This is a genomic window from Bradyrhizobium sp. Arg816 (assembly GCF_029989365.1).
Taxonomy (GTDB): Bacteria; Pseudomonadota; Alphaproteobacteria; order Rhizobiales; family Xanthobacteraceae; genus Bradyrhizobium.
Window position 1 is genome coordinate 692,760 of the sequence record NZ_JAPRAQ010000001.1, and the last position, 20,645, is coordinate 713,404.

The 20,645-nt window shown below is 65.7% G+C and carries 5 protein-coding genes; 3 read left to right on the forward strand and 2 right to left on the reverse strand.

What is annotated here, in order from left to right:
• The first annotated feature begins 98 nt into the window (after positions 1-98).
• The 3 genes from cobU to bluB are packed head-to-tail and all read left to right on the forward strand — an operon-like array spanning position 99 to position 2,018.
• Positions 99-602: a bifunctional adenosylcobinamide kinase/adenosylcobinamide-phosphate guanylyltransferase gene (gene cobU / locus OWC48_RS03160; protein ID WP_282518619.1), complete on the forward strand. Its 504-nt coding sequence runs from the start codon at positions 99-101 to the stop codon at positions 600-602.
• Positions 599-1,381 (forward strand): adenosylcobinamide-GDP ribazoletransferase, encoded by a 783-nt coding sequence (cobS, locus tag OWC48_RS03165; protein WP_282518620.1) that lies wholly within the window; start codon positions 599-601, stop codon positions 1,379-1,381. Before cobU ends, cobS begins: the two co-directional genes overlap by 4 nt.
• 4 nt (positions 1,382-1,385) lie before the next feature.
• Positions 1,386-2,018, forward strand: coding sequence for a 5,6-dimethylbenzimidazole synthase (bluB, locus tag OWC48_RS03170; RefSeq protein WP_282518622.1), 633 nt, complete (start codon positions 1,386-1,388; stop codon positions 2,016-2,018).
• 191 nt (positions 2,019-2,209) lie between these two features.
• Here bluB and OWC48_RS03175 read toward each other — a convergent pair whose 3' ends face one another.
• Positions 2,210-3,898 (reverse strand): ShlB/FhaC/HecB family hemolysin secretion/activation protein, encoded by a 1,689-nt coding sequence (locus tag OWC48_RS03175; RefSeq protein ID WP_282518623.1) that lies wholly within the window; start codon positions 3,896-3,898, stop codon positions 2,210-2,212.
• A gap of 11 nt (positions 3,899-3,909) precedes the next feature.
• Positions 3,910-20,580 carry a leukotoxin LktA family filamentous adhesin gene (locus OWC48_RS03180; RefSeq protein ID WP_282518624.1) on the reverse strand — a complete coding sequence of 5,557 codons (16,671 nt, stop codon included), beginning with the start codon at positions 20,578-20,580 and terminating at the stop codon, positions 3,910-3,912.
• Positions 20,581-20,645: the final 65 nt, after the last annotated feature.

Genomic DNA, 20,645 nt, shown 5'->3' on the forward strand with positions numbered 1-20,645 from the left:
TTGCGCAAAGCGAAGGCGGAGCGCAAGCCCCTGCCCGCCTGATTTCGGCTTTGTCTTTGGCCGCGTTTGGTGATTAGTCAGGCCCACAGGAGACTTTGATGGCCGTCATCTTGATCACGGGCGGGGCGCGATCGGGCAAGAGCAGGCGCGCGGAAACGCGCGTCCGCGCGTTCCCCGGACAGCCTGTCTATGTCGCGACGGCCGAGGCGCTCGATGCGGAAATGGAGCAGCGCATCGCCGGCCACCGCGCGCGGCGCGGAACCGACTGGATCGAACGCGAGGTGCCGCTCGATCTCGTGCCCGCGCTGATCGCAAGCGATGGCGGTGGCCCGAGGCTGGTGGACTGCCTGACGCTATGGCTCTCCAACCTGATGCACGCCGGGCGCGACTGGGAACGCGAGGTAACAGAGCTCGCCAACGCCCTACCCCGCTTGAAAAGCCCCGTCATTTTCGTCACCAACGAAGTCGGCCTCGGCATCGTGCCCGACAACGCACTGGCGCGCAGCTATCGCGACGCCGCCGGGATCATGAACCAGATCATCGCGGCGGTTGCCGACGAGGTCGAGTTCGTCGTCGCCGGCCTGCCGATGAAACTGAAATGATACCGCGCGCCGAACTCTTGCGAGACGTCGTTGCCGATCTCAGGATGGCGGCATCGTTCGTGACGATCCTCCCCGTCGCATCGTCGAAGCCCGCAGGCGAAGGCGCCATCGCGCGCGCAACCTGGGCAATCCCCGTCGCGGGACTGATGGTCGGCCTCGCGGGCGCCTTGGTCTACAAGATTTCCAGCCGGTTCGGACTGACACCGAACCTCGCCGCCCTGCTCACGCTGGCCACGACCGCACTCATCACCGGCGCGCTGCATGAGGATGGCCTTGCCGATACCGCCGACGGGCTCGGCGGCGGCCGGACGCGCGAGCGCAAGCTCGAGATCATGCGCGACAGCCGGATCGGCACCTATGGCGTCTGCGCGCTGATCCTGTCGTTCGGTCTGCGCTGGAGCGCGCTCGCAGCGATCGCCAATCCCTGGGCCGTCGCGCTCGCGCTGTGCGCCGCGCACACGGCTGCCCGCGCGGGCGTGCCGGCTTTCATGTCGCTGGTCCCGCCGGCGCGGCCTGATGGACTGTCGGCAAGCGCGGGATCGCCGCCGGGCCGCAGCGTCGCCGTCGCCTTCGCCGTTGGAACGCTCGCCCTCGCACTCGCGCTCGGGCCGGGCAAGGCGCTGGTCAGCCTGATCCTGCTGTCCCTCGCCGGCTTGATGCTGGCGCGGCTTGCCATCCGCCAGATCGGCGGGCAGACCGGCGACATCCTCGGTGCATTCGAGCAGACCGGCGAGATCCTCATTCTGCTGGTGGCGGCATCCTTCCGGGTGGGAGGCTGATCTCATGGTCGAGTTCGACGACACCTTCCGTCAGCACTTGCGCGAGTTGTTCGTGTGGCGCCGCGACGTCCGCCGCTTCCGCGCCGATCCGCTGCCGGCCGGCGCCATCGATCGCCTGATCGAGACCGCCTGTCTCTCGCCCTCCGTCGGCCTCAGCCAGCCCTGGCGCTTCGTTGTCGTTGAAGATGCCGCACGACGACGCGCCGTGATCGACGACTTCAGGGCATGCAACGCCGATGCGCTGAACTGCTACTCCGGTGAGCGCGCCGCGCGCTACGCGACACTAAAGCTGTCCGGTCTCGAACAGGCGCCCGGCCACCTCGCCGTGTTCGCGGACAAGGCGAGCGACATCGGCCACGGCCTCGGCCGCGCGACCATGCCGGAGACGACGGAATATTCCGTGGTCGCCGCGATCACCGCGATGTGGCTCGCCGCGCGCGCCGACGGCATCGGCCTCGGCTGGGTGTCGATCCTGAACCCTGCGCGCATTCACGCCATTCTCGACGTGCCTGAGACCTGGAAGTTCATCGCCTATCTCTGCATCGGCTATCCCGAGACCGAGTGCGACCAGCCTGAGCTTGAGCAGGCGAAGTGGGAACACCGGCGCGGCGCGGAGGAGTTTACGTTGCGGCGCTAGTCAGGCTGCGCCTTAAGCTTGCCAGTCAGACGCCAGCGGTTGATCTATCCTCCGTCATTGCGAGCGTAGCGAAGCAATCCAGACTCGTTCCGCAGAAAGATTCTGGATTGCTTCGTCGCAAGGGCTCCTCGCAATGACGGTGGCGAGAGAGTTGCGCTCGCAATGACGACGGAGAGAGAGGCGGCTGGTCGCTACGACCTGCTCCTGCCGGCCGCGGCCGCCACGGGCGCCGCACTTTCCGGCTTCTGGAACATCAACAACGGCCGGAAAATGACGCGGCCATAGGCCTCGTAATGGTTCTGGGTCGAGACGGCCATCTTCAACGGCGTCGCGTAATTTGCCTCGAAGGTCATGAACGACGCGTAGGTCCATGAGAAACCGACGCCGACCGAACCCAGCTCGGTGATCCCCGGGAATGTCGAATAGACCGCACCCCAGTCGGTGAAGATGTAAGTGTCAAAGCCCTTCAGCCATTGCGACCAATTGTAGTGCAGCTCGGCGTTGAAATAATAGCCGCTGTCGCCGGACGCTGAGTTGGAGGGATAGCCGCGTACGGTGGTGGGACCGCCGATCGAGAAGACCTGGTCGCCCGGCAGCAGCTTTTCCTGCGTGTATTGCCAGCTCGCCAGCACGTTGGCGCTGAAATTCGCAGGCCCCGCGGCGCTGGTTGCGATCAGCGAACCGGTATAGGTGTTGAACGTGCGGTTGTTGCTGAGGACGTGGTCTTGCCACTCGATGTAGTTCACCGCCGGTGAGACCGTGATCGAATAGGCGTTGCCAGACTTCGTCACGGAGAGCCCGGCAGTGGCCTTGTCGTAATGGTCGTTGGTCACGTCGACCGTGGCGAAGCGGCTCACCGTCTTGCCCTCGGTCTCGGCGGCGTTGAACAGCACCAGCCAGTCCTGCGTCACCCAGAGCGGCTGGCTGAAATTGACCGCGGCCTGGCTCGAGCGTCCGGTGACGTCGAGCGCGACGAACGGCCCCTGGATGATCTTGATCTTGCCCTCTGTGTAGCTGACGCCGACGCGGCCGCCCCAGGGATTGACCGGAATATTGTAGGCGACGTTGCCGTTGAGATTGCCGTCGGCGCGGACGCCGTAGAAGGTCAGGCGGTCGTCGACGCCGAACAGGCCGTGGCGCTTGTAGAAGGCGCCGCCCTCCCACCGCCCGGTGTTCTCGACGCCCTGGTTGTCGGTGAAGAGCTGCAGGGTGTCGATCGGCGGCTCGATCACCGCAAACTGGAGATCGGTCAGGCCGAAGCTCGTGCCGGGCTGCAGCAGCGCCTTGATCTGCACGTCGTTGGTCCGGTTGAACCAGATCACGTCGCGATTGAGTTTTGGAACGTCGAGGACCTCACCTTCGGGCTCCTTCACGCGCTGAAGGATGTAATCGGTGCGGGTCTGCTTGTTGCCCTCGATGGTCGTCTTCTGGAGCCGGCCCTCGGTCAGCTTGATCTTGACCACGCCGCCTTTGGCATCCTGATCCGGCAGCGTCGCGATGCCCGTGACGATGCCGCGCTCGGTGTAGATGGCGTTGATGTCGGCGACGAGTTGCAGCAGCGCGGCGATGTCGACGTTCTTGCCGACATATTTCTTCGCGATCTCGTCGAGCTCCGCCGGTGTGATGAACTTGGAGGAGTTGAACTCGACCTTGCGCAGGCGGAATTTCGGCCCGCCCGGCTTCAGGAGCTGGGACTTTTCCCGCTCACCGCCGATCACCGCGGGACCGGTGACCTTCGGGGGCGCGCTCTGCTGTTCTAGCTGCCGGCGCTGCCGGTCGATGTCGTTCTGGATCACGCCGGGATTGATCGACTGGGCGCGAGCGGAGGCGATGCAGCAAGCTGCAAGCCCTACCCCCAATGCTGCCCCCCAAATCCGCATCCGGAATCCAGTTACCATGCCTGTGCGAGACGGCCAACTGCCGGCTTCGCCATCTCGACAGCAGCGTCCTTCCAGCCCGGACGACCCGTGCGCTGCCCGTGACGACGCAGCTTGCGCAGATCGCTCAGTCCCTCGATGTTGACGGCAGGACCGGAGCCGATGGTCTCGACCGGACGTGGCGTCAGCAGCGCGTCGAGCCGCGCCTGGCCGGAGAGGCCGAGCAAATAGAACGTCCCGCCATCCTTCTTCGCCAGCCAGGTCTCGATGCTCTCCTTGCCTTCGCCGTCGACCGCGATGTTGCGCACCATGCTGGCGCCGGTGAAGTCGTAGCAGCAGGTGTGGCCCGGCCCATAGTTGGTGACGGAGGCCGAGACGCCGTCGGTGTAGAACACCACATAGGCGTTGCTGACATTGGCGTTGCCGACCTGGCTCATCGTGAACACGCCGCCCGGCTGGTAAAGCTGGAGCGTCGGCCCGTTGGTCGGCGCCAGCGTCCGGTTGTTCAGGAACACCTGCTGGGTCGCGGTGGTGAGCATGAGCTGGCCCGGGACATAGCCGTTCAGGATCGTGACCGCGTGCGCGTCGGTCCAGAAGTTCGCATCCACCACCCTGAACTGGTTGACGACGATGCTGTCCGGATCGATCGAGATGTTGGCGGACTTCGCGACGCCGCCGTTATAGCCGGTGATGTTCATGATCAGCGGGATCGCCGGGTTGGAACGGATCTGCTCGCCCCTGACGTTGATCGTGTCGGCCGCGAGGTCGAGCTCCCGGACGACGCTGACCCAGTTGATCGTCAGGTCACCCGACGAGGTCATCTTGACGACGTCGCCGCTGATCCGGTCGAACGAGACCGATCCGGCCACATCGAAACGCGTCGCGCCGTTGGCGGTGATCGATCCGCCGCGGAGCGAGCCCATGTCGGACTTGACGTTGAGGTCGCCGGCATCGCCCGGGATACCGGTCGTGGTGAGCTGGCTGAAGACGATGTCGTTGACGGCATGCAGGGTCTGCGTGCCGCCGCTGATGGCGGTGCCAACGGTGATCCCTCCGGCCGTCGCGGTGACGTCGAGCGTGCCGCCCGCAGTAAGATTATCCCAATGAACGACGGTGCCGCTCAGGACTGCATTGCCAGTCGTGGCCGTGAGGTTGTGACCGGTGTTGGTGCCCGCCGCGATCAGCCGCGCTGAACCGTGGGCCGAGACCGAGCCCAGCGTTGGCACGCCGCCCGACATCACCGTTTGCGCCAGGATGAAACCGTTATCCGCGTTGACGTTGATGCTGCCGGCATCGCCGTTGATGCCCGTCGCCGTCAGCGCGTTGAACGTCACGTTGTCATGGGCGTGGACGGTCTGCGTGCCGCCGCTCTGCGCGGTCTGGAAGGTGATGCTGCCCTGGCTCGCGGTCGCGCCCAGCGTCGTCCCGGTGTTGAGGACGTTCCAGTTGATCGGGCCGCCGGCGGTCAGCAGGCCCGAGCCGGTCGTGGCGGCGAGCGTGTTGCCGGTGATGGTCGTGGCGGCCAGCAGCGTCGCCGAGCCGTGGGCCGAGACCGAGCCCAGCGTGGTCGCGCCGCCCGACACCACGGTCTGCGCCAGGATGAAGCCGTTGTCGGCGGTGACGCTGATGTTGCCGGTGTCGCCGCTGTTGCCGGTGGTCGTGAGCGACTTGAACGTCACGTTCTGCGTGGCATGGACCGTCTGCGAGCCGCTGCTGTCGGCGGTGCCGATGACAATGCTGCCATTGTTCGCGACGGCGCGGAATGACCCGCTCGCGCCGGTCGCCGTGCCCGCCACCACCTGGTCGAGCGTCAGGCCGCCCGTGCCGATGATGTCCACGCTGCCCTTCACCGCGGATAGCAGGCTCGTCTCGGTCTCGGTGAGCGTCTTGACGTAGATGTCGCCACCGCTCGCGCTCGCCAACAGCCGCGCGGCGCTGAGGGCCAACCGGCTCGTCACGTTGCCGATGCCGTTCGATGCACTCAGCGACAGCTCGGCACCGGTGCCGGATGCGACGAACTTGGTCTGGCCGTCGCCATTGTCGATGATCGCGCCCAGCGAGGCGACGCCGCCGGCGGTGACGATGATCGAGGGCGCGTTCGAGGCCGCCGCATAGGACAGCGACGAATTCAGCTGGCCGATGGTCGCATCACCCGTGGTGGTCACCGAGATCAATCCGGCCGCGTTGATGGCCGAATAGGCGCCCATCGACAGCGTCGCGGCCACCAGCGTCACACCGCTCGTGCTGCTGGTCGCAACCACCGGCGCCGCGCTGGTGCCGGCCGCGAAATTCATGCCGCGGTTGGCGAGCAGCTGCATCAGGCCGCCGCTGGTGATGTCGGCATTGACGGTGAGCCCGCCGCGCGCAGCGTTGAGCGTCAGCGCGCCGCCGGCCGTCAGCGTCCCATAGGGGCCGCTCGAGCCGACCATGAGATCGCCGGTGACGGCGAGGATGCTGAGGTCGCCGACCGCAGAGCCGGTCACCGCGCCGGAGATGTTCACTTGGAGCGGCTGGAAGGTCGAGCCGTTGAAGCCGATATTGCCGCCGGCGCGCAGATCGAGGTCGGCGCCCAGGATGTGGATCGCCGTACGGTCCGTGAAGCCGGCTTCGGCATAGATGCTGCCGGTCGCCGCGAGCTGGATCGCATTGCCGGCGGCAATGTTGCCGAGGATGAGATCGCCGGTGGTCTGCTTCAGGTAGATGCCCTGCGCCGACGAGACCTGGTCGAGCTGGTCGTTGGACGGATCCGCGAACGCGATCTGAAGCGCGTTCGTATTGTTCGCGGGGTTGCTCCCGGCGGTTCCCGAGGGGGCACCGACATTGCCGTGCTCCGCAATCAAGGTCAGGTTGCCGATATCGCCTGAAATCACGGCCCCGCTTGCATTGGCGGAGATGCTGTTGACGGCGTCGAGCTTGACGTCGCCGCGGCCGGTCACCTGGATGCCGTTGGCCTGCGCGGCCGCGATCGGGCCGTAGTTCGCGGTAACGCCGCCGAGCGCGAGGCTGTTCTTGCTGCCGAGATAGATGTTCGTCAGCGCCTTGGCCGAGATCGCGATCGGGTTGTCGACGACGACGAGGTTCTGCTGCGACAGGCTGACCGTATAGGTCGTGACATGGGTCGTCGGGTCCGTCACCGCGCCGACGGTGAGCTGGCCGGGACCGGCTGTCGCGAGCAAGCCCCTCTGCTCCGGCGTCAGCGACGAGGAATCGACGCTGGTGAACGTGAACGTCTGGGGCGCTGCCGAATTACCGACCGAGCCGCGCGGCGCGTAGAGCATGATCTGGTTGGCGCTGACATTGGCGACGACGTTCTCGTCGATCGGCGGCGGTGCCGCGCCGACGGCCGACGACGAGACCGTGTAGGCGAGCTGGCTCTGCGTCCACTGCGAGCCCGCGGTGATGATGCTGTAGACCCGCTCGGTCGATGCGAGCGTGTAGCTGTAATTCGCATTGTAGGCGCCAAGCGCCGTCTGCAGCGCCGTATTGCTCGGCATGCGCTGATTGGCTGTCGCCACGCCGTCGAACAGCTTGGTGAACAGGGTCGACGACAGCGAGCTGCCGAACACGGTCCCCAGCGGATCCGTGGGCGCGGTGCCGAGCAACGTCGTCAGCGAGGTCTTGAGCTCGTCGGTGGTGATCTTGCCGAGCAGGAACTGATCCCGCAGGAACCGCGTAGTCGCCTCGGCCTTCATCTGCGTCGTCGAAACGTTGGCGGGATCGATGCCGAGCTTGGCAGCCACCTGGGCCCGCAGCACCGTCTGCCCCACCGAGGTCGGGTTGTAGGTGCTGCCGTTCGGGAAGGCGATATTCTTGAGCTGGAAGTAGTCGTTGTAGGCCGACGTCACCATCGACTGGTAGCTGTTGACGGCGTTGGTGGCGGCGTTGCCGCTGAGCAGGTCGAGGCTGGCCTGGACGTCCTGAAGATGCTGGCTTTGCGCCTGGGTCAGACCAACTGCCGCCCGGCCGTTCAGGATGTTGGCCGGATTGTTGTCGGAGCCCGCCGCCTCCAGGAAGACCGGGCCGCCGGTCGACTGGACCGTGCCGAGGCGCAAATCACCCTTGGACTGGATGATGTAGGTGCCGGTGGCCGAGGCGCTGTCGAGAACGCCGCCATCGACGGCACCGCTCGCCTGCGTCGTTCCCGTCGCCTGGATCACCAGCGGATTGATGTTGGTCAGGGTGGACGCGCCATTGACGACGGCGCTTCTCGCGCCGATCGCACCGGAGGTCGAGTTGATCTCGATGTTCTTGCCGATCACGACGGGATTGGCGACGTTGTAGGCGGAGGCCGAGTTGATGTCGCCCGTCGCCGAGAGGAAGACGCTGCCCTGCGGCGTCGCACCTGCCGAATTCACCTTGACCTGGTTGATCGACAGCGCGCCGATCGCCGAGATCGCGATGTCGCGGTCGATCGAGCTGGCGGTCAGGCTGCCGCCATAGATCTGCACCTGGACGGGAGCCTTGTTGGTGCCGAGCGTGCCGATACCGCCGTCACCCCGAAGCGTCACGCTCGTCCCCGAGATCACCGGGTTGTTGGCATTGGCGCCGACGGTGATCGACGAGTTGGTGCCGGTGGCGGCAAGCGTCGTCGTGCCCTGCTGGTTGTTGATCGACCCGTTGATGACGATGCCCGAGGTCGAATTGACCACGACGTCGCTGCTGCTGCCGCCGATGAACTTGATGTTGATCGGGTTCGACGCCTTGACGGTGTTGGTCAGCGTGAGCGTCAGATGATCGTAGATCTGCTGGTACCAGTTGTACTGGGCATCTGCGCCGCAGCAAGCGTTGGAGTGGGTGTTGAGTCCAACGGGGGTCCCGTCCGGGTTCACGCCTCCCGCCCAGTGATAGCTGCCGGTGGCGGTGGTGACCTTCTGGTAGTTGCTGGTCTGCGTGCCCGAAACCAGGCTGGTCGCGCGGGTCCAGTTCTGGCCGTCCCGATTGGGCGTGAAGCTCCAGCCGTAGTCGAACTGCGTACTGGTCGTGGGACGATCCAGCGTCGCGGTGTCGACCCATTGATAGAGCATGTTCTCCTGCGTCGCGTACTGGACGCCCGCTGTACCGGTCCTGGCCGTAAGCATCGACGGGTCGATCGCGGCCGCGGTGACGCTGTTGGTCTGGTATTTCGTCACCTGCTGGTTGCTCGCCGCCTTGGGATCGTAGACATACCACGTCGTCTTCCCCTTGAGCTGGTCGACGATTTCGACCACGCTCTGGGCAGTGACGCTGGTATTGATGGTGTTGGTGACCAGCTGGAGCCCGCTGGTGTTGTTGACGGTGACCGTGCCGGCGCCGCCTTTGATCTCGATGTTACCCTGGGTCTGGGTGTTGTCGGTCGAGGTCGAGATGATCTTGCCGTTGAGGTAGACGTAGCCGCCCGCGCCCTGCGCCACGCCATTCAGGATGAGCTGGTCGGTGAGAGCGTTGTACCTGACCCCGATCTTGGCGTCGCCGCTGGCCGACGCCGTCACTGAGCCCGAGACGTCGTAATAGACGCCGTTCCGTGCATTGGCCTGGGCCGCGGCAAAATCCGCGCCATTGTTGCGGTTCTTGAGGCCGTTGCTGCCATAGATGGCATCGTACGCCGCGGCGCCGATGTTGACTGAGTAATTGCTGCTCGAGCCGGCCTGGATGGTGCCGTTGATGTTGATCACCGACGCCGAGATGATGACCGCCTGACCGCTGATGGTCCGGGTGGCTGTCGCGGTGGCCGGCGCATCCGCGGTCTTCGGCGTGATCGCATCCGGCTGGATGTTGATGACCTGGAAGAACGCGTCGCAATCTCGGCAGTTGAACGGCGTCTTGTACGGATCGCTATCTGTGTAAACGTTCCGGCCGTCATAAGTGTTTTTCTTCCACGGAGCGACGGCGATGTTGTGCAGGTCCTGCTGGCCCTCGATGATCTTGAGGGTATTGACGTCAGGTACGCTGCCCGCATCGGGAGTGCTGGTGTTCCCAGGCGTGCCCTGGCCCGTCGGCAGGAAGATCGCCGAATAGAGCGAGTGGCCGTCGTAATAGGTCATCAGCATGCGCGCGGTGAAGATCGTGCTGGCGTCGGCGTTGCCGACCGGTTGATACACGCCGTGGCTACCGTCGGCGCAGCAATAGTAGAAATAGGGGTGATCGGTTCCCGAACCGATATGCGGAGCGGTATAGTAGTCGCCGTAGGCGCCGAGATAGGTCGCCGCCGTCATCACCGCCGTCAGCGCGTCTTCCGGCCGGTTTTCGGTGCTGGCCCATTGCGAGGTGACCGCGCTGCCGCTGTCGTAGAAGCTCCCGATACCGCCGAGGAAGGTGAAGGTGCCTTTGGGCACCACGATCTGGACGGTCGCGGCACTGAGCGACTGCGATGCGACGACGCTGCCGAGATTGTTGATGATCTTGAGCAGGCCGTTGGCGTTGTTGACGGCGCCGTTGAAATAGATGTCGGGCGTGCGGGTCAGCACGTTACCGTTCTGGTCGATGCCCTGGCCGCTGTCGGGGTCCAGACGATTGTAGGTGGCGGAGACGTCGATGACCGGCGTCGCGCTCGGCATCGCGGTGAAGGTCACATTGGAATGCGAATCCGGGTCGACATGGTCGATCTGGCGATAGGTGATGTTACCTCCGGTCACATCGGTGACCGTGAGATTGCCGAGGCTCATGAAGTCGAGGCCCTTGTTCTCGATCTTGATCAGCGGCGAGCTGCGCGCGATGACCGCGGGCGGGGCCGGATTCGTGCCGCTGTTTCCGGTCAGCTTCTGGGCCAGGATCGAGACGTTGCCGGCGGACACCAGGATGTCGCCGAACGCGAAGGCGTTGCCGGGCGCGTCGGTGGTAAACGGCGCCTGCTTGATCAACGTGTCGATCTGGCGCTGTTTGTCGCCGGTCGGATCGGTGCCGGTCGGCGACATGCTGGCGGGCGCCGTGGGCGTCGCCGCCGCGAGCTGGGAGCGGACCTGCGACTCGGTCAGGCCGGTCAGCGACGCCAGCTGGTTGACCACCAGCTGGTAGGGATTGAAGTTGCCGACGACGGTGTACTGGACCGTCTGGTGGTTCCAGCTCATCACCGGACTGAAGTGATTGACGTCGGAGACCAGTTCGAGGACCGATGAAGAGCCGTTTGTCAGCAGGGAATAAGGACTGGTGGTGCTCAGGGTCGGCGCGGTCGCACCGAGTTCGATCGTGATGGTCAAGTCGTTGTTGACGCCTGCCACCACCAGGCCATTGAGCGCGACATCGCCGGTTCCGCTGGTGTGGCTGTGGTTGTCGCTGTTCTTGGCGCTGAAGATGTCCAGATACGGATTGTAGTTGCTGCCGTTGCCGGCCGCCGTGACCTGCCCTTGCGTTGCGCCCAGATAGATGTCGCGCGCGCCGAGGATGCTCGAGGTGGAGGCCAGCGTCAGGCTCGTGGTGTCGTCGGCATTGGCCGTGCCGCGATAGAGTGTGGAGATCGGGATCGCGGTGTTGTTGTAGACGACCGTCGTCGCCGTCGCCTGCACGCTGCTGAAAACGGTGCCGTCGCCGGCGAGGCCCGCATAGATGTTGATGTCGCGCCAGGCCGCGATCTTCGCGCCGGCGCCGACGTTGACGGCCTGGTTGGCGTGAACCCAGGTGTTGGTGCTGGCGCCGACGCCGGCGATCGCGCCGTAGAGACTGGCATTGGCGTTGTTCGCCGCCGCCATCTTTGCAGCCGTGCCGATATAGATCTTGCCGACGCTGAACAGCTCGCGGGCATTGATGTTGACCGCGAGCGTGGCATTCGCGGTCATGTTGGATTCGGCGCCGCCGCCGGCGAAGAAGCTGGCGGTGGCCAGGCTGGCCGTGTCGTTGGTATTCAGCGTGTTGTAGGCCTCGATGTTGATGAACGCCGCCGACGTCCGCGGATCGCCGTTGAGGCTCAGTACCGTGCCGGCGCCGATATTGGTATTGACGGTCTGGGTGACGTGGGAGTCGCTGAGCGCCGCAGCCCCCGAGAACGAGCCGCCGGAGCCCGAACGTGCGCCACCGCCGCCCTGGTTGACGATGTCGTTGGCGATGACGACCATGTTGCCGCCCGCCGAATTGATGATCAGGTGAGTTCCGATCTCGGCAGTGGTGGTCGAGTCGACGTCGTTCTGCGCCTTGCCGGCCGAGACGCCGGCCGTCGACGCCTGGTAGGCGTCGCCGCTCGCGGCGTAATTCGTGGTGTGCTTGGCATTGATGCGAAGGCCGCCGAAATAGAGCGTGTCGTCCGTCGTGCCGCCGTCGAACCGCGCATTGGTCACGGCGGTCGAGCTCGTCGTCGCGACCGCCGCCGCGCCGGCATAGGTGCCGCCCGCGCCGACCTTCGCGTTGGAGACGTTGGTATCCGTGCCGGTCGCCGTGATCCGGAGGATGCCCGTGTAATTGCCGTGATTGAGATTATCCATATCCGCGGGCGCACCCAGATAGGCATAGGTGTGCGCGTTCGACGACGTCTGCGCGACGGTGGCGCCGAGCGCCAGGAACCCGGTCGAAAGGCCCGTCCCCTCGGCATATTGGGCGCTGTCGTTCTCGGCCGCGATGGTCACGTTGGCGTTGGGAAGCCGGATCCCCGTCCCGCCATAGGCGCTCACCGTGGCGTTCTCGGAAGCCTGGGCCAGGCTGCCCTGCGCGCCGATCAGCGAGCCGCCGCCGCCGGCGAGTGCCTTGGCCCAGGTCGTCGTGCCGCTGGTCGGGACCAGCGCCATGGCGGTCACGGCGAGCGCTCCGCCCGAGAAGCTCGTGTTGTCGCCGACATCGGCCGTAACCGTGGCGCCGACCGTGGATTTGGCGATGGCAACGCCGACGGCAGCGCCGCCGACCGAAACGCCGATCGCCTCGCTCGACAGATTGGGCGTGATCGACGCCGACACCAGCGTGCCGACGCCGGTCGCGGACGTCGTGATCGAGGCACTGGCGCCGATCTCCGCCAGCACGGACGAGTTCTCGTGGGCCTCCGCATCCGCACCGACGCCCGCGACGATGCCGCCGCCGAGCGCGGTGGCCGTCGTCGACAAGGTGCCGGCGCCGCTTGCTCCAACTGCCAGAGTCGCGACGTTGACGGTGGAGCCGTTCAGGACCCTCGCGGCGACCGAACTCGTGCGGCTTGCCGTTGCGACCGAAGCGCCGACAGCCACGGCGCCGCCGGTGACGCCGCCGGTGAAGACCACCTGGGTCGTCGAATCCTGCGCCATGACGGCGGCGCCATTGCCGGTGCCACTCGCGCCGGTGATCTGGCCGCCCAGCAGCGCCGCCACGGAGTTGCTGACATTGCCGACCGCGACAGCCGCATCGGCGCCGAAGTAAAGCGCCGCGCCGCCGGCGATCGCCTCGGTGTCGATGGTCTTGCCGGCATAAGGTCCGGTGGTCGCGTCCTTGACGACCGCCGCAACGGTGACAACCGGTGCCGAGACGGCCAAAGGCGTATCTGCGGCCACCAGCACGCCGGAGCCGTTGCGTCCGTAGTCACTCAAATTGGCGAGCACGGTGCTGTTGACGCTGGTGTAGCCGATGCCGGCCCCGATGCCGACGTTCTTGGCGAAGCCTGCGCCGAGCAGATACATCTTGGCCGCGTTGGCGCTGGTGGCAGTGACATTGACCTGCGTGCCCGTGACGTTGCCGCCCGCGATCTGCGCGACGACGGCGTCGTTGCCGCCGGACAGGACGGTGCTGACGTCGTAGGTCGAGCTGACATTGGCGCTGTTCGGATTGCCGGCCGTGCCGCTCGCGACCGCGTTGCTGCCATGCGAGTTGTTGGTGCCGTTGTTCACCGACGCGATGGTGCCGTTGCCGTTCTGGTTGAGCTGGCCGGTCTGCTGGCCCTGGGTGTCGGCGTCGGCGGTGTTGGTGCCGATGATGATGACGCCGACCGTTGCACCGATGCCGACACTGCCGCCGATGCCGGCGGTGACCGCGTAGGACAGCACCTCCTTGGTGCTGAGCGCATTGACGTTGATCGCGCCCAACGAGTTCAGATTGCTGTTGCGGCTCTCTGCAATGGTCTGGCTCTTGAACACGATGACGTTGGCGGCGGCACCGACGCCGACCCCAGCCCCGCTCGCGCCGACCGCGAGCGCACCGGCGATCTCCTTGATCGCCACGTCCTCGGTCGCGTTGATGGTGACCGCACCGGCCGCGCCGCCCGTCACCGACCGCAACGTGGTGTCATAGACGCCGGCGATGGTGGTGTTGTTGGCGATCTCGATATTCGCCATGCCGGCGATCGCCGCCGTGCCGGTCGAGAGCGCGCCGCCGATCGCATAGGCCTCGAAGCGGTTCTTGGTGGTGGCCTCGACGTCGAGCGCGCCGCTCAGGTTGAGCGCGGTCGTGTGCGCCGCGCCATTGCCCTGATAGTGGAACTCGTCGCCGACATAGGCCTCGGTGCGGTTCGAGGAGACCTGCACCAGGAAGGCCGCGCCGATCGCGGCCTGGCTGCCATAGGCGCCGGAGCCGTTCGCGGAGAAGATGCCGGTGTTGTTGGTCGCGTTCACCGTGAGTGACGCAGCCGTCAGCGCGCCGCCGTCCACATAGGCTTCCGTCGTCGCCTGGAAGACGTTCAGCCCGACCGAGCCGGTGTTGAAGCCGATCGCGATCGAGGACGCATCCTGCTCGGCATTGGCCTTCACGGTAACGGCGCCGACCGTCGCGCTCGACGACTGCACGCCGCCGACCGTGGCATTGGTGATGTAGGCGAACGTCCCGCGCTGCATCGTGGTGCTGATGATGGTGGCACCGCCGCCGCCGTTGCCGGTGGGCGCCACGATGCCGGCGCCGAACGCGCCGGAATAGGAGAAGCTCGATGCCGCGACTTCGATCTGGGGCGCCAGCGTCGACGAGGTCAGGCGCGTGTCGATTGCCGCGCTGTCGATATAGGCCCTCGTCGCCCCGCTCATCACATTGGTGATCGGGTTGATCATGATGGCGATGCCGCTGCTCGCGGCGACCGACGCGACGTTGGTGACGACCGCCTGGTGCGAGCTCGCGACGACGGCAAGGCCGCGCACGGTGTCCTGGTTCTCGGTGAGGTCAGGCGTGGTGTCGGTCGGCGCATGGGCGGTGCCGAGATCGAAGGCATGCACGAGCGTGCCGTTGTTGACCGACAGCGTATCGGTGCTGCTGGTCCCGAGCGCGTCGACCTTGGTGTTGGCACCGCTGATATAGGCCGCCGTCGTCCCCGTGATCTGGTTGGTAACCAACGAGCCCGCGCCGCCGGCCGCGCCCTTGCTGATCGACACGGCGCCGGCGAACACGCCTGCCTTGTCGTTGTTGCCGGCGGTCACGGCGACGTTGTTGGTCGCGGTGACGTCGGCACCATTGATACCGTTGGTGCCGGCGGCGGTGATGCTGGCGGTGACGTTGGTTCCCATCAGATTGGTGGCGACCGAGCCGGCCAGCCCGACCTGCGAGGACATCGCGATACCGACGGCAACGGTCGAGATGCTGGCGTTCGAGTTCGCACCGACTGCGACGTTGCCCGAGGCGGTCAGCTTTGAGCCGGTGACGCCGGCGCTGACATTGTTGGCGATGCTGCTGTAGACGAGCGCCAGACCCGCGGCGCTGCCCTGCGTCGAGGCGCCCGCGACGGCGGCGGTTCCGGTGATGCTGGAATTGTCGGTCGCGGAGACGGAAATGTTCTTGGCCGAGACGGACGATTGCGTCGCGCTGGACAGGCTGTTGCCGATGGCCGCCGAGACGGTATTGGAGATGCTGCTGATCGTGGTGCCGCCGACGCCGGCAAATTGCCCGGTCGCCAGACCGAAGCCGATCGTGACCGCCTGGATCTTCGAGGAATCGACCGCGCTCACACTGACATTGCCGTTGCTGCCGGCCGTCATCAGGACGTTGGCGATATAGGCCGAATGCGTCGTTGCGATGGTGTTGTAGACGATCGAGGCACCGACATTGTTCTTGCCGGCCTGAATGAGACCCGCAACGGAGACGATGCTCGCTCCCGGACCGTTACCTGTGCCCCCGTTGAGCGCAGCCGCGCCGAAATCGATGCAGTTCTGCCCGCCCGTGCCACCGGCGACCGTGCAGGTGTCCGTGGCGAGATGATTGTTGTTCGACTTCTTGACGAGGTTGCCGAGCGCCGTATCCAGCGCTGACACGGCGCCGCTGTCCGCCAGCACCGTCACGCGGCCGACATTGATGCTCACCGTCGCGCCGCTGTTGATATAGGCTGTCGTGGTCGGTGTGATCTCACTGACGACGATCGCGCCGGCAAGTCCGTTCGCGCTGGCCCCGCCCCCGCCTGAGGCCGCACCGGCCGCAATCACGCTGGCGCTGTCGGCCATCACCAGCAGGCTGTCGTAGTTCGAGATCGCCGTGCTGCGGATATGCGCATCGGTCGCATTTCCGCCCGTGGGATCGGCGATCGACGCATAGGTCAGCCCGATGCCGACGCCGGCCTGACCGCCCGAAATATAGAGCGAGCCGCCGCCGATCGCGATGTTCGTGGTCTGGTAGGCGTCGACCTCGAGCGCGCGATTGACGCCGCTCGCCTGCCCCGTGATCGTCGAGCTCTCGATATAGGCGTTGGCGCTGTCGGTGATGATGCCGACCGAGGCCGACAGCGACGCCGAATTGGATTTCGATCCCGCCACGCCGATGGCAACGACGGTCTCCGAGCCGCCATTGAGCGCCTGCACCGTCACCGAACTCTGGTTGTTCATGGTGGTGCCGTAGATATAGGCGAGCGTCGCATTGTTCGACATCGCCGCCGCGATCGCGCCGCCGATCGCAGCCCCCGTGGCGGACCCTCCGGCCAGATTGAGCGCCGCCGAGCCCGAACCATTGTTGAGCATGGTGTCGTTCAGCGCCTGAACGATCGTGTTGGTCAGCACGGCGCTGGCCGTGGTGTACTTGTTGACCGTCGTGTTCTTGATATAGGCGCTGGTGCCGAGCGAGACGTCGCTCACCGACGAGCTGCCGGCGAGATCGAGGCTGAAGCCGCTAGTGCTCGATCCCGAGGTCGAACCGATCTTGCCCGCCGCCGTCGTCACGCCGGCGGTGCCTCCGGTCGAGGCGGCGCCGGCGGCGCCCGCCTTGTCGGAGAAGCTCGACGACGCCGGATCGGAGACCGCTGCCGCGACCGCAGCAGCGGTGATGCGCCCGGAGGTGGTCGCGCTGATCGTGAGATTGTCGACATTGACCGCCCCGCTTCCGCCGCTGGTGCCGGCGAACGGATCGTTGGCGCTGAACACGCCGGGCCGGATGTCGGAATGGTTGTCGCCGATATAGGCGGAGGTGTCGGTATTTGCGCCGAGATAGGCGACCGACAATCCAACCGCTGAACCGCCGCTCCCGTTATAGCTCATCGCGCCGGACAGCGTCACGACCGACAGGTCCTGCTGCGCCAGGATGCCGACGGTCGGGGCGTAGACGGTGGCCTGGCTTGAAATCGACGCGTGCGTCGTGTTGTTCAGGAAACCGAGCGACGTGATACCGTTCAGCGCCAGCGTGCCGGCAGCCTTGCCGGACGACGGTGCGACAGCGACGAACCGGTCGGAAGTGATCGCGTTGACGGCGATGTCGTCCGCCGCACGCAGCGTCGCACGGTCCGAAACGCCGGCGATGGTATTGGTGTTGAACTGGACGAGATTGAGCGCGCCGCCGACGGAGGAGCCGCCCGAGGTGTTGCCGAACAGGAAGCCGAGCGTGCCGACATTGCCGGCGGCGTCGATCGACGCCGTGGTCGTGGTGGCCGCGATCTGGAGGCTGGCGTTGTAGGTATGGACGTCGCCATTGTCCATCCCGACCGACCAGCCGGTGCCACTGCCGCAGGCCGCGGTCGCGCAGGTTGCCGTCAGGCTCGCGCTGCCGGCCACCCACGCCGTCGTGTTGTTGTTCACGACGAAATGGTTCAGCGAACCGGCGATGCCGATCGTGTCGCCGGCGTCCGCGGTGGCATTGGCGTAGCTGGTGAGGATATTGCCGCCGACGCCGAGATTGCCGTTGAGGTGGCTCAGAACCGCACCCAGTCCATCCCACTTCAGCCAGGTGTTGGTGATCGGCAATTCGGTGGTGGCATCGACGGCGATATTCGCCGCATTGACCAGGGCTCCGCCGCCGACATAGGCGTTCGAATTATGCGTGAAATTGCCCCAGGCGACGGCCGCGCTGATCGCGGTGCTCTCGCCGGACACCGGGTCCTTCGTGATCGCGCTGGACGTCGCATTGCTGCGAACGCCGCGATCAATGACATTGCTGGCAACAGCAACGTTACCGCTGGCATAGATGCTCGGCGCGCCGCCGCTCGGATTTTGCGCGATCGCAGCGGTCGCGCTCTGGGTGCTGTTGGCCAGCGACAGCGCGCCTGCGACCTTGAAATCGAAGTTCAGAGGCACCAGCGAACCCATATGGTCCCTGATGATCGACGTCGGCGCGGTGACGGCACGCAGCCCTCTTTCGATTGCCGCGATCAGTGCCGGCAGGCCGGCGATGGACGAAGCCATCGTGGAATTGAGCGTGGTGTCGGACGTCGCTTCGACCAGAACGGACCCGTTCATTCGGTTGTTGACATCGGTTCCGAGCGATGCACCAAGCGTTGCGGTCGCGGACGTCGTGATGTCGCTGATGGCGAACGCGCCGCCGACAGCACCGCTCGCCCCCGTCCCGGGCGCGGCAACCGACGTTGCGCTGGTCGAGAACGAATTGTTGTTGATCGCGCGCACCTTCAAGGTGCTGCCGGTCGTGTTCACCAGGCCCGCCGCAATATGCGCGCCGGTCGCGACGTTGGCGGTCGTCGTCACCGATCCCGTCGAATAGGCCACCGTCGGGACAATCTGCGCGCTCGTCGACGCCGCGAGGGCCGAGATGGCGATGGTCGCATCGTTGAGCGCCTTGATCTCGAGGTTGCCGCCGGCGTTGACCGTCGCGCCCGAGGCCACGTTGGTCGTGGCAGTGCCGTCGATCTTGCCGACGACCACACCGGCCGCGACCGGCGTGAGGCTGCCGAGCAAGGTGGAGGCGACCGCCGGATCCGACGCGGTCTCCGTGGTATGCGCGGAAATGGTGACATCTCCGCGGCCGTTGATGTCGGCATGGCTGTTGATGTTGATGGTCGCGGTGGCGCTTGCCGCGACATAGCCGCCATTGAGCCCGAGCAGCGAGGCGGCAAGCGTCGAGCCGACAAGCGCGAAATCACCGGCCACCGAACCGTTCAGGAAGCTCGACACGGCCGTCGACGTCGCACTGATCGAGATGATGCCGCCGGTGATCTTGCCATCGACCGTGATCGACGTCGCGGCGGTGGCCTGGCCGGACAGCTTGATGTCGCTCGCCGTTGCCGTCAGCGCGACGTTGCCGTCGGTGTAGGTGGTTCCGCCGAAATTGACCGCCTGGGCCAGGATCTGCGCACCATTCTTGATGTCGATGTTCGGCGCGTCGATGGTGACGTTGTTGGCGTTGCCGGTCGAATGGCCTGAGCCATCGAGACGGCGGGCATCGATCACCGCGTGCGCGGCGAGCGTGACGGAATGATCAGCCTGGATGAGGTAGTTGGCCCCGGCGCTGAGCCCATTGAGCGCAGCCACGACAGAGCTGTTCGAAAGCGTCACGCCGGTGTCGCCTTGGGCAGCATCACCGACGACAACGTCGGTCGGATCGATCAGCAGCGTGCCCGCCTTGCCGTTTGCCGCGCTGAGGTTGACTTTGATGCCTTGGCCGATGTCGATGATGCCGTTCGCGCTGAAATCGACGAGACCCGCATTGCCCGTCTTCGCGCTGGCGTTGAACTTGGCCCCGCCCGCGACCGTCAGGTTCTGGGCCGCCTTCAGCCGGATCTCGCCGGCATCGCCGGTCTTGCTGGCGATGTTCAGCCTGGCGTTCCTGCCGATATCGATGTTGTTGCCGGCCTGAACGGTGATGTTGCTCGGCGTTGAGGTCTTGCTGTGCGCGGTGAGACGCCGGTTGACCCTGGCGTTGTTGGCGGCGCCGATATGGATCGAGCCGTTGCTGACGGTGATGGAGCTGGCGCTGCGCAAGCCCTTCGAGTTGACGGAAGCCGCGAACTTCGCGGCGTGATCGAGATTGGCGGTGTCGCGCTGGCTGGCGCCGCCGACAAAGACGTTCTGCCCGGTCAGGCGGACGCCGTCGATCGCGTTGATGCGGCCATAGATACGGATGTTGCCGTCGGGCGAGACCGGGAACGAGCCGGCCATGAGATTGCCGACGGCCGACTGGTTGATCTGCCCGCCCGCGCCGATCAGGCTGTCGGTGAACTCGCGTGTCGGCGTCGAGACGTTGAGGCTGCCGACATTGACCGTGCCGCTGCGGCCGACCACGAACCCCTTGGGATCGGCGAAATAGACGTTACCGCCGATCGCCCCGTTCATGTAGGAGTTCAGCGTGCCGTTGACGTAGACCGGGGCGTCGCGAACGATGTTGACGAGGTTTTGCGTCCCGGTCGGCAGCTGCAGATTGACGGTGTTGCCCTGCCCGACGCTGAACTGCGAGAACGAGTTGAAGGCGTTGTTGCCCGAGACCGTCGACGTCGTGACGTTGGTGACGCTGCCCGACGTCTGCAAGCTGGTGCCGGTGCGTCCATCAGGAACGATCACGTTCGCCGTCTGCGCCTGCAGGCGGATGCTGAACACCGGCAGGAAGACCATCTGCATCGCGCAGAGCAATGACATAGAACGGAAGCGCGCCAGCCTCCGCAGCGTCGTCAGCTCGTTATTGTCTCGCGTCGCAGATGGTCCGCGCATTTCAGATCCTCATCATCGGCATTCGCGCCGATCCACAACCGGGTGGGAGAATGTCGTGAGGTCGT

What these genes read in the sequence shown, in the direction of transcription:
- OWC48_RS03180 (WP_282518624.1), bottom strand. Translation starts at nt 20,580, where the DNA reads ATGCGCGGACCATCTGCGACGCGAGACAATAACGAGCTGACGACGCTG.
- OWC48_RS03175 (WP_282518623.1), bottom strand. Translation starts at nt 3,898, where the DNA reads ATGCGGATTTGGGGGGCAGCATTGGGGGTAGGGCTTGCAGCTTGCTGC.
- bluB (WP_282518622.1), top strand. Translation starts at nt 1,386, where the DNA reads ATGGTCGAGTTCGACGACACCTTCCGTCAGCACTTGCGCGAGTTGTTC.
- cobU (WP_282518619.1), top strand. Translation starts at nt 99, where the DNA reads ATGGCCGTCATCTTGATCACGGGCGGGGCGCGATCGGGCAAGAGCAGG.
- cobS (WP_282518620.1), top strand. Translation starts at nt 599, where the DNA reads ATGATACCGCGCGCCGAACTCTTGCGAGACGTCGTTGCCGATCTCAGG.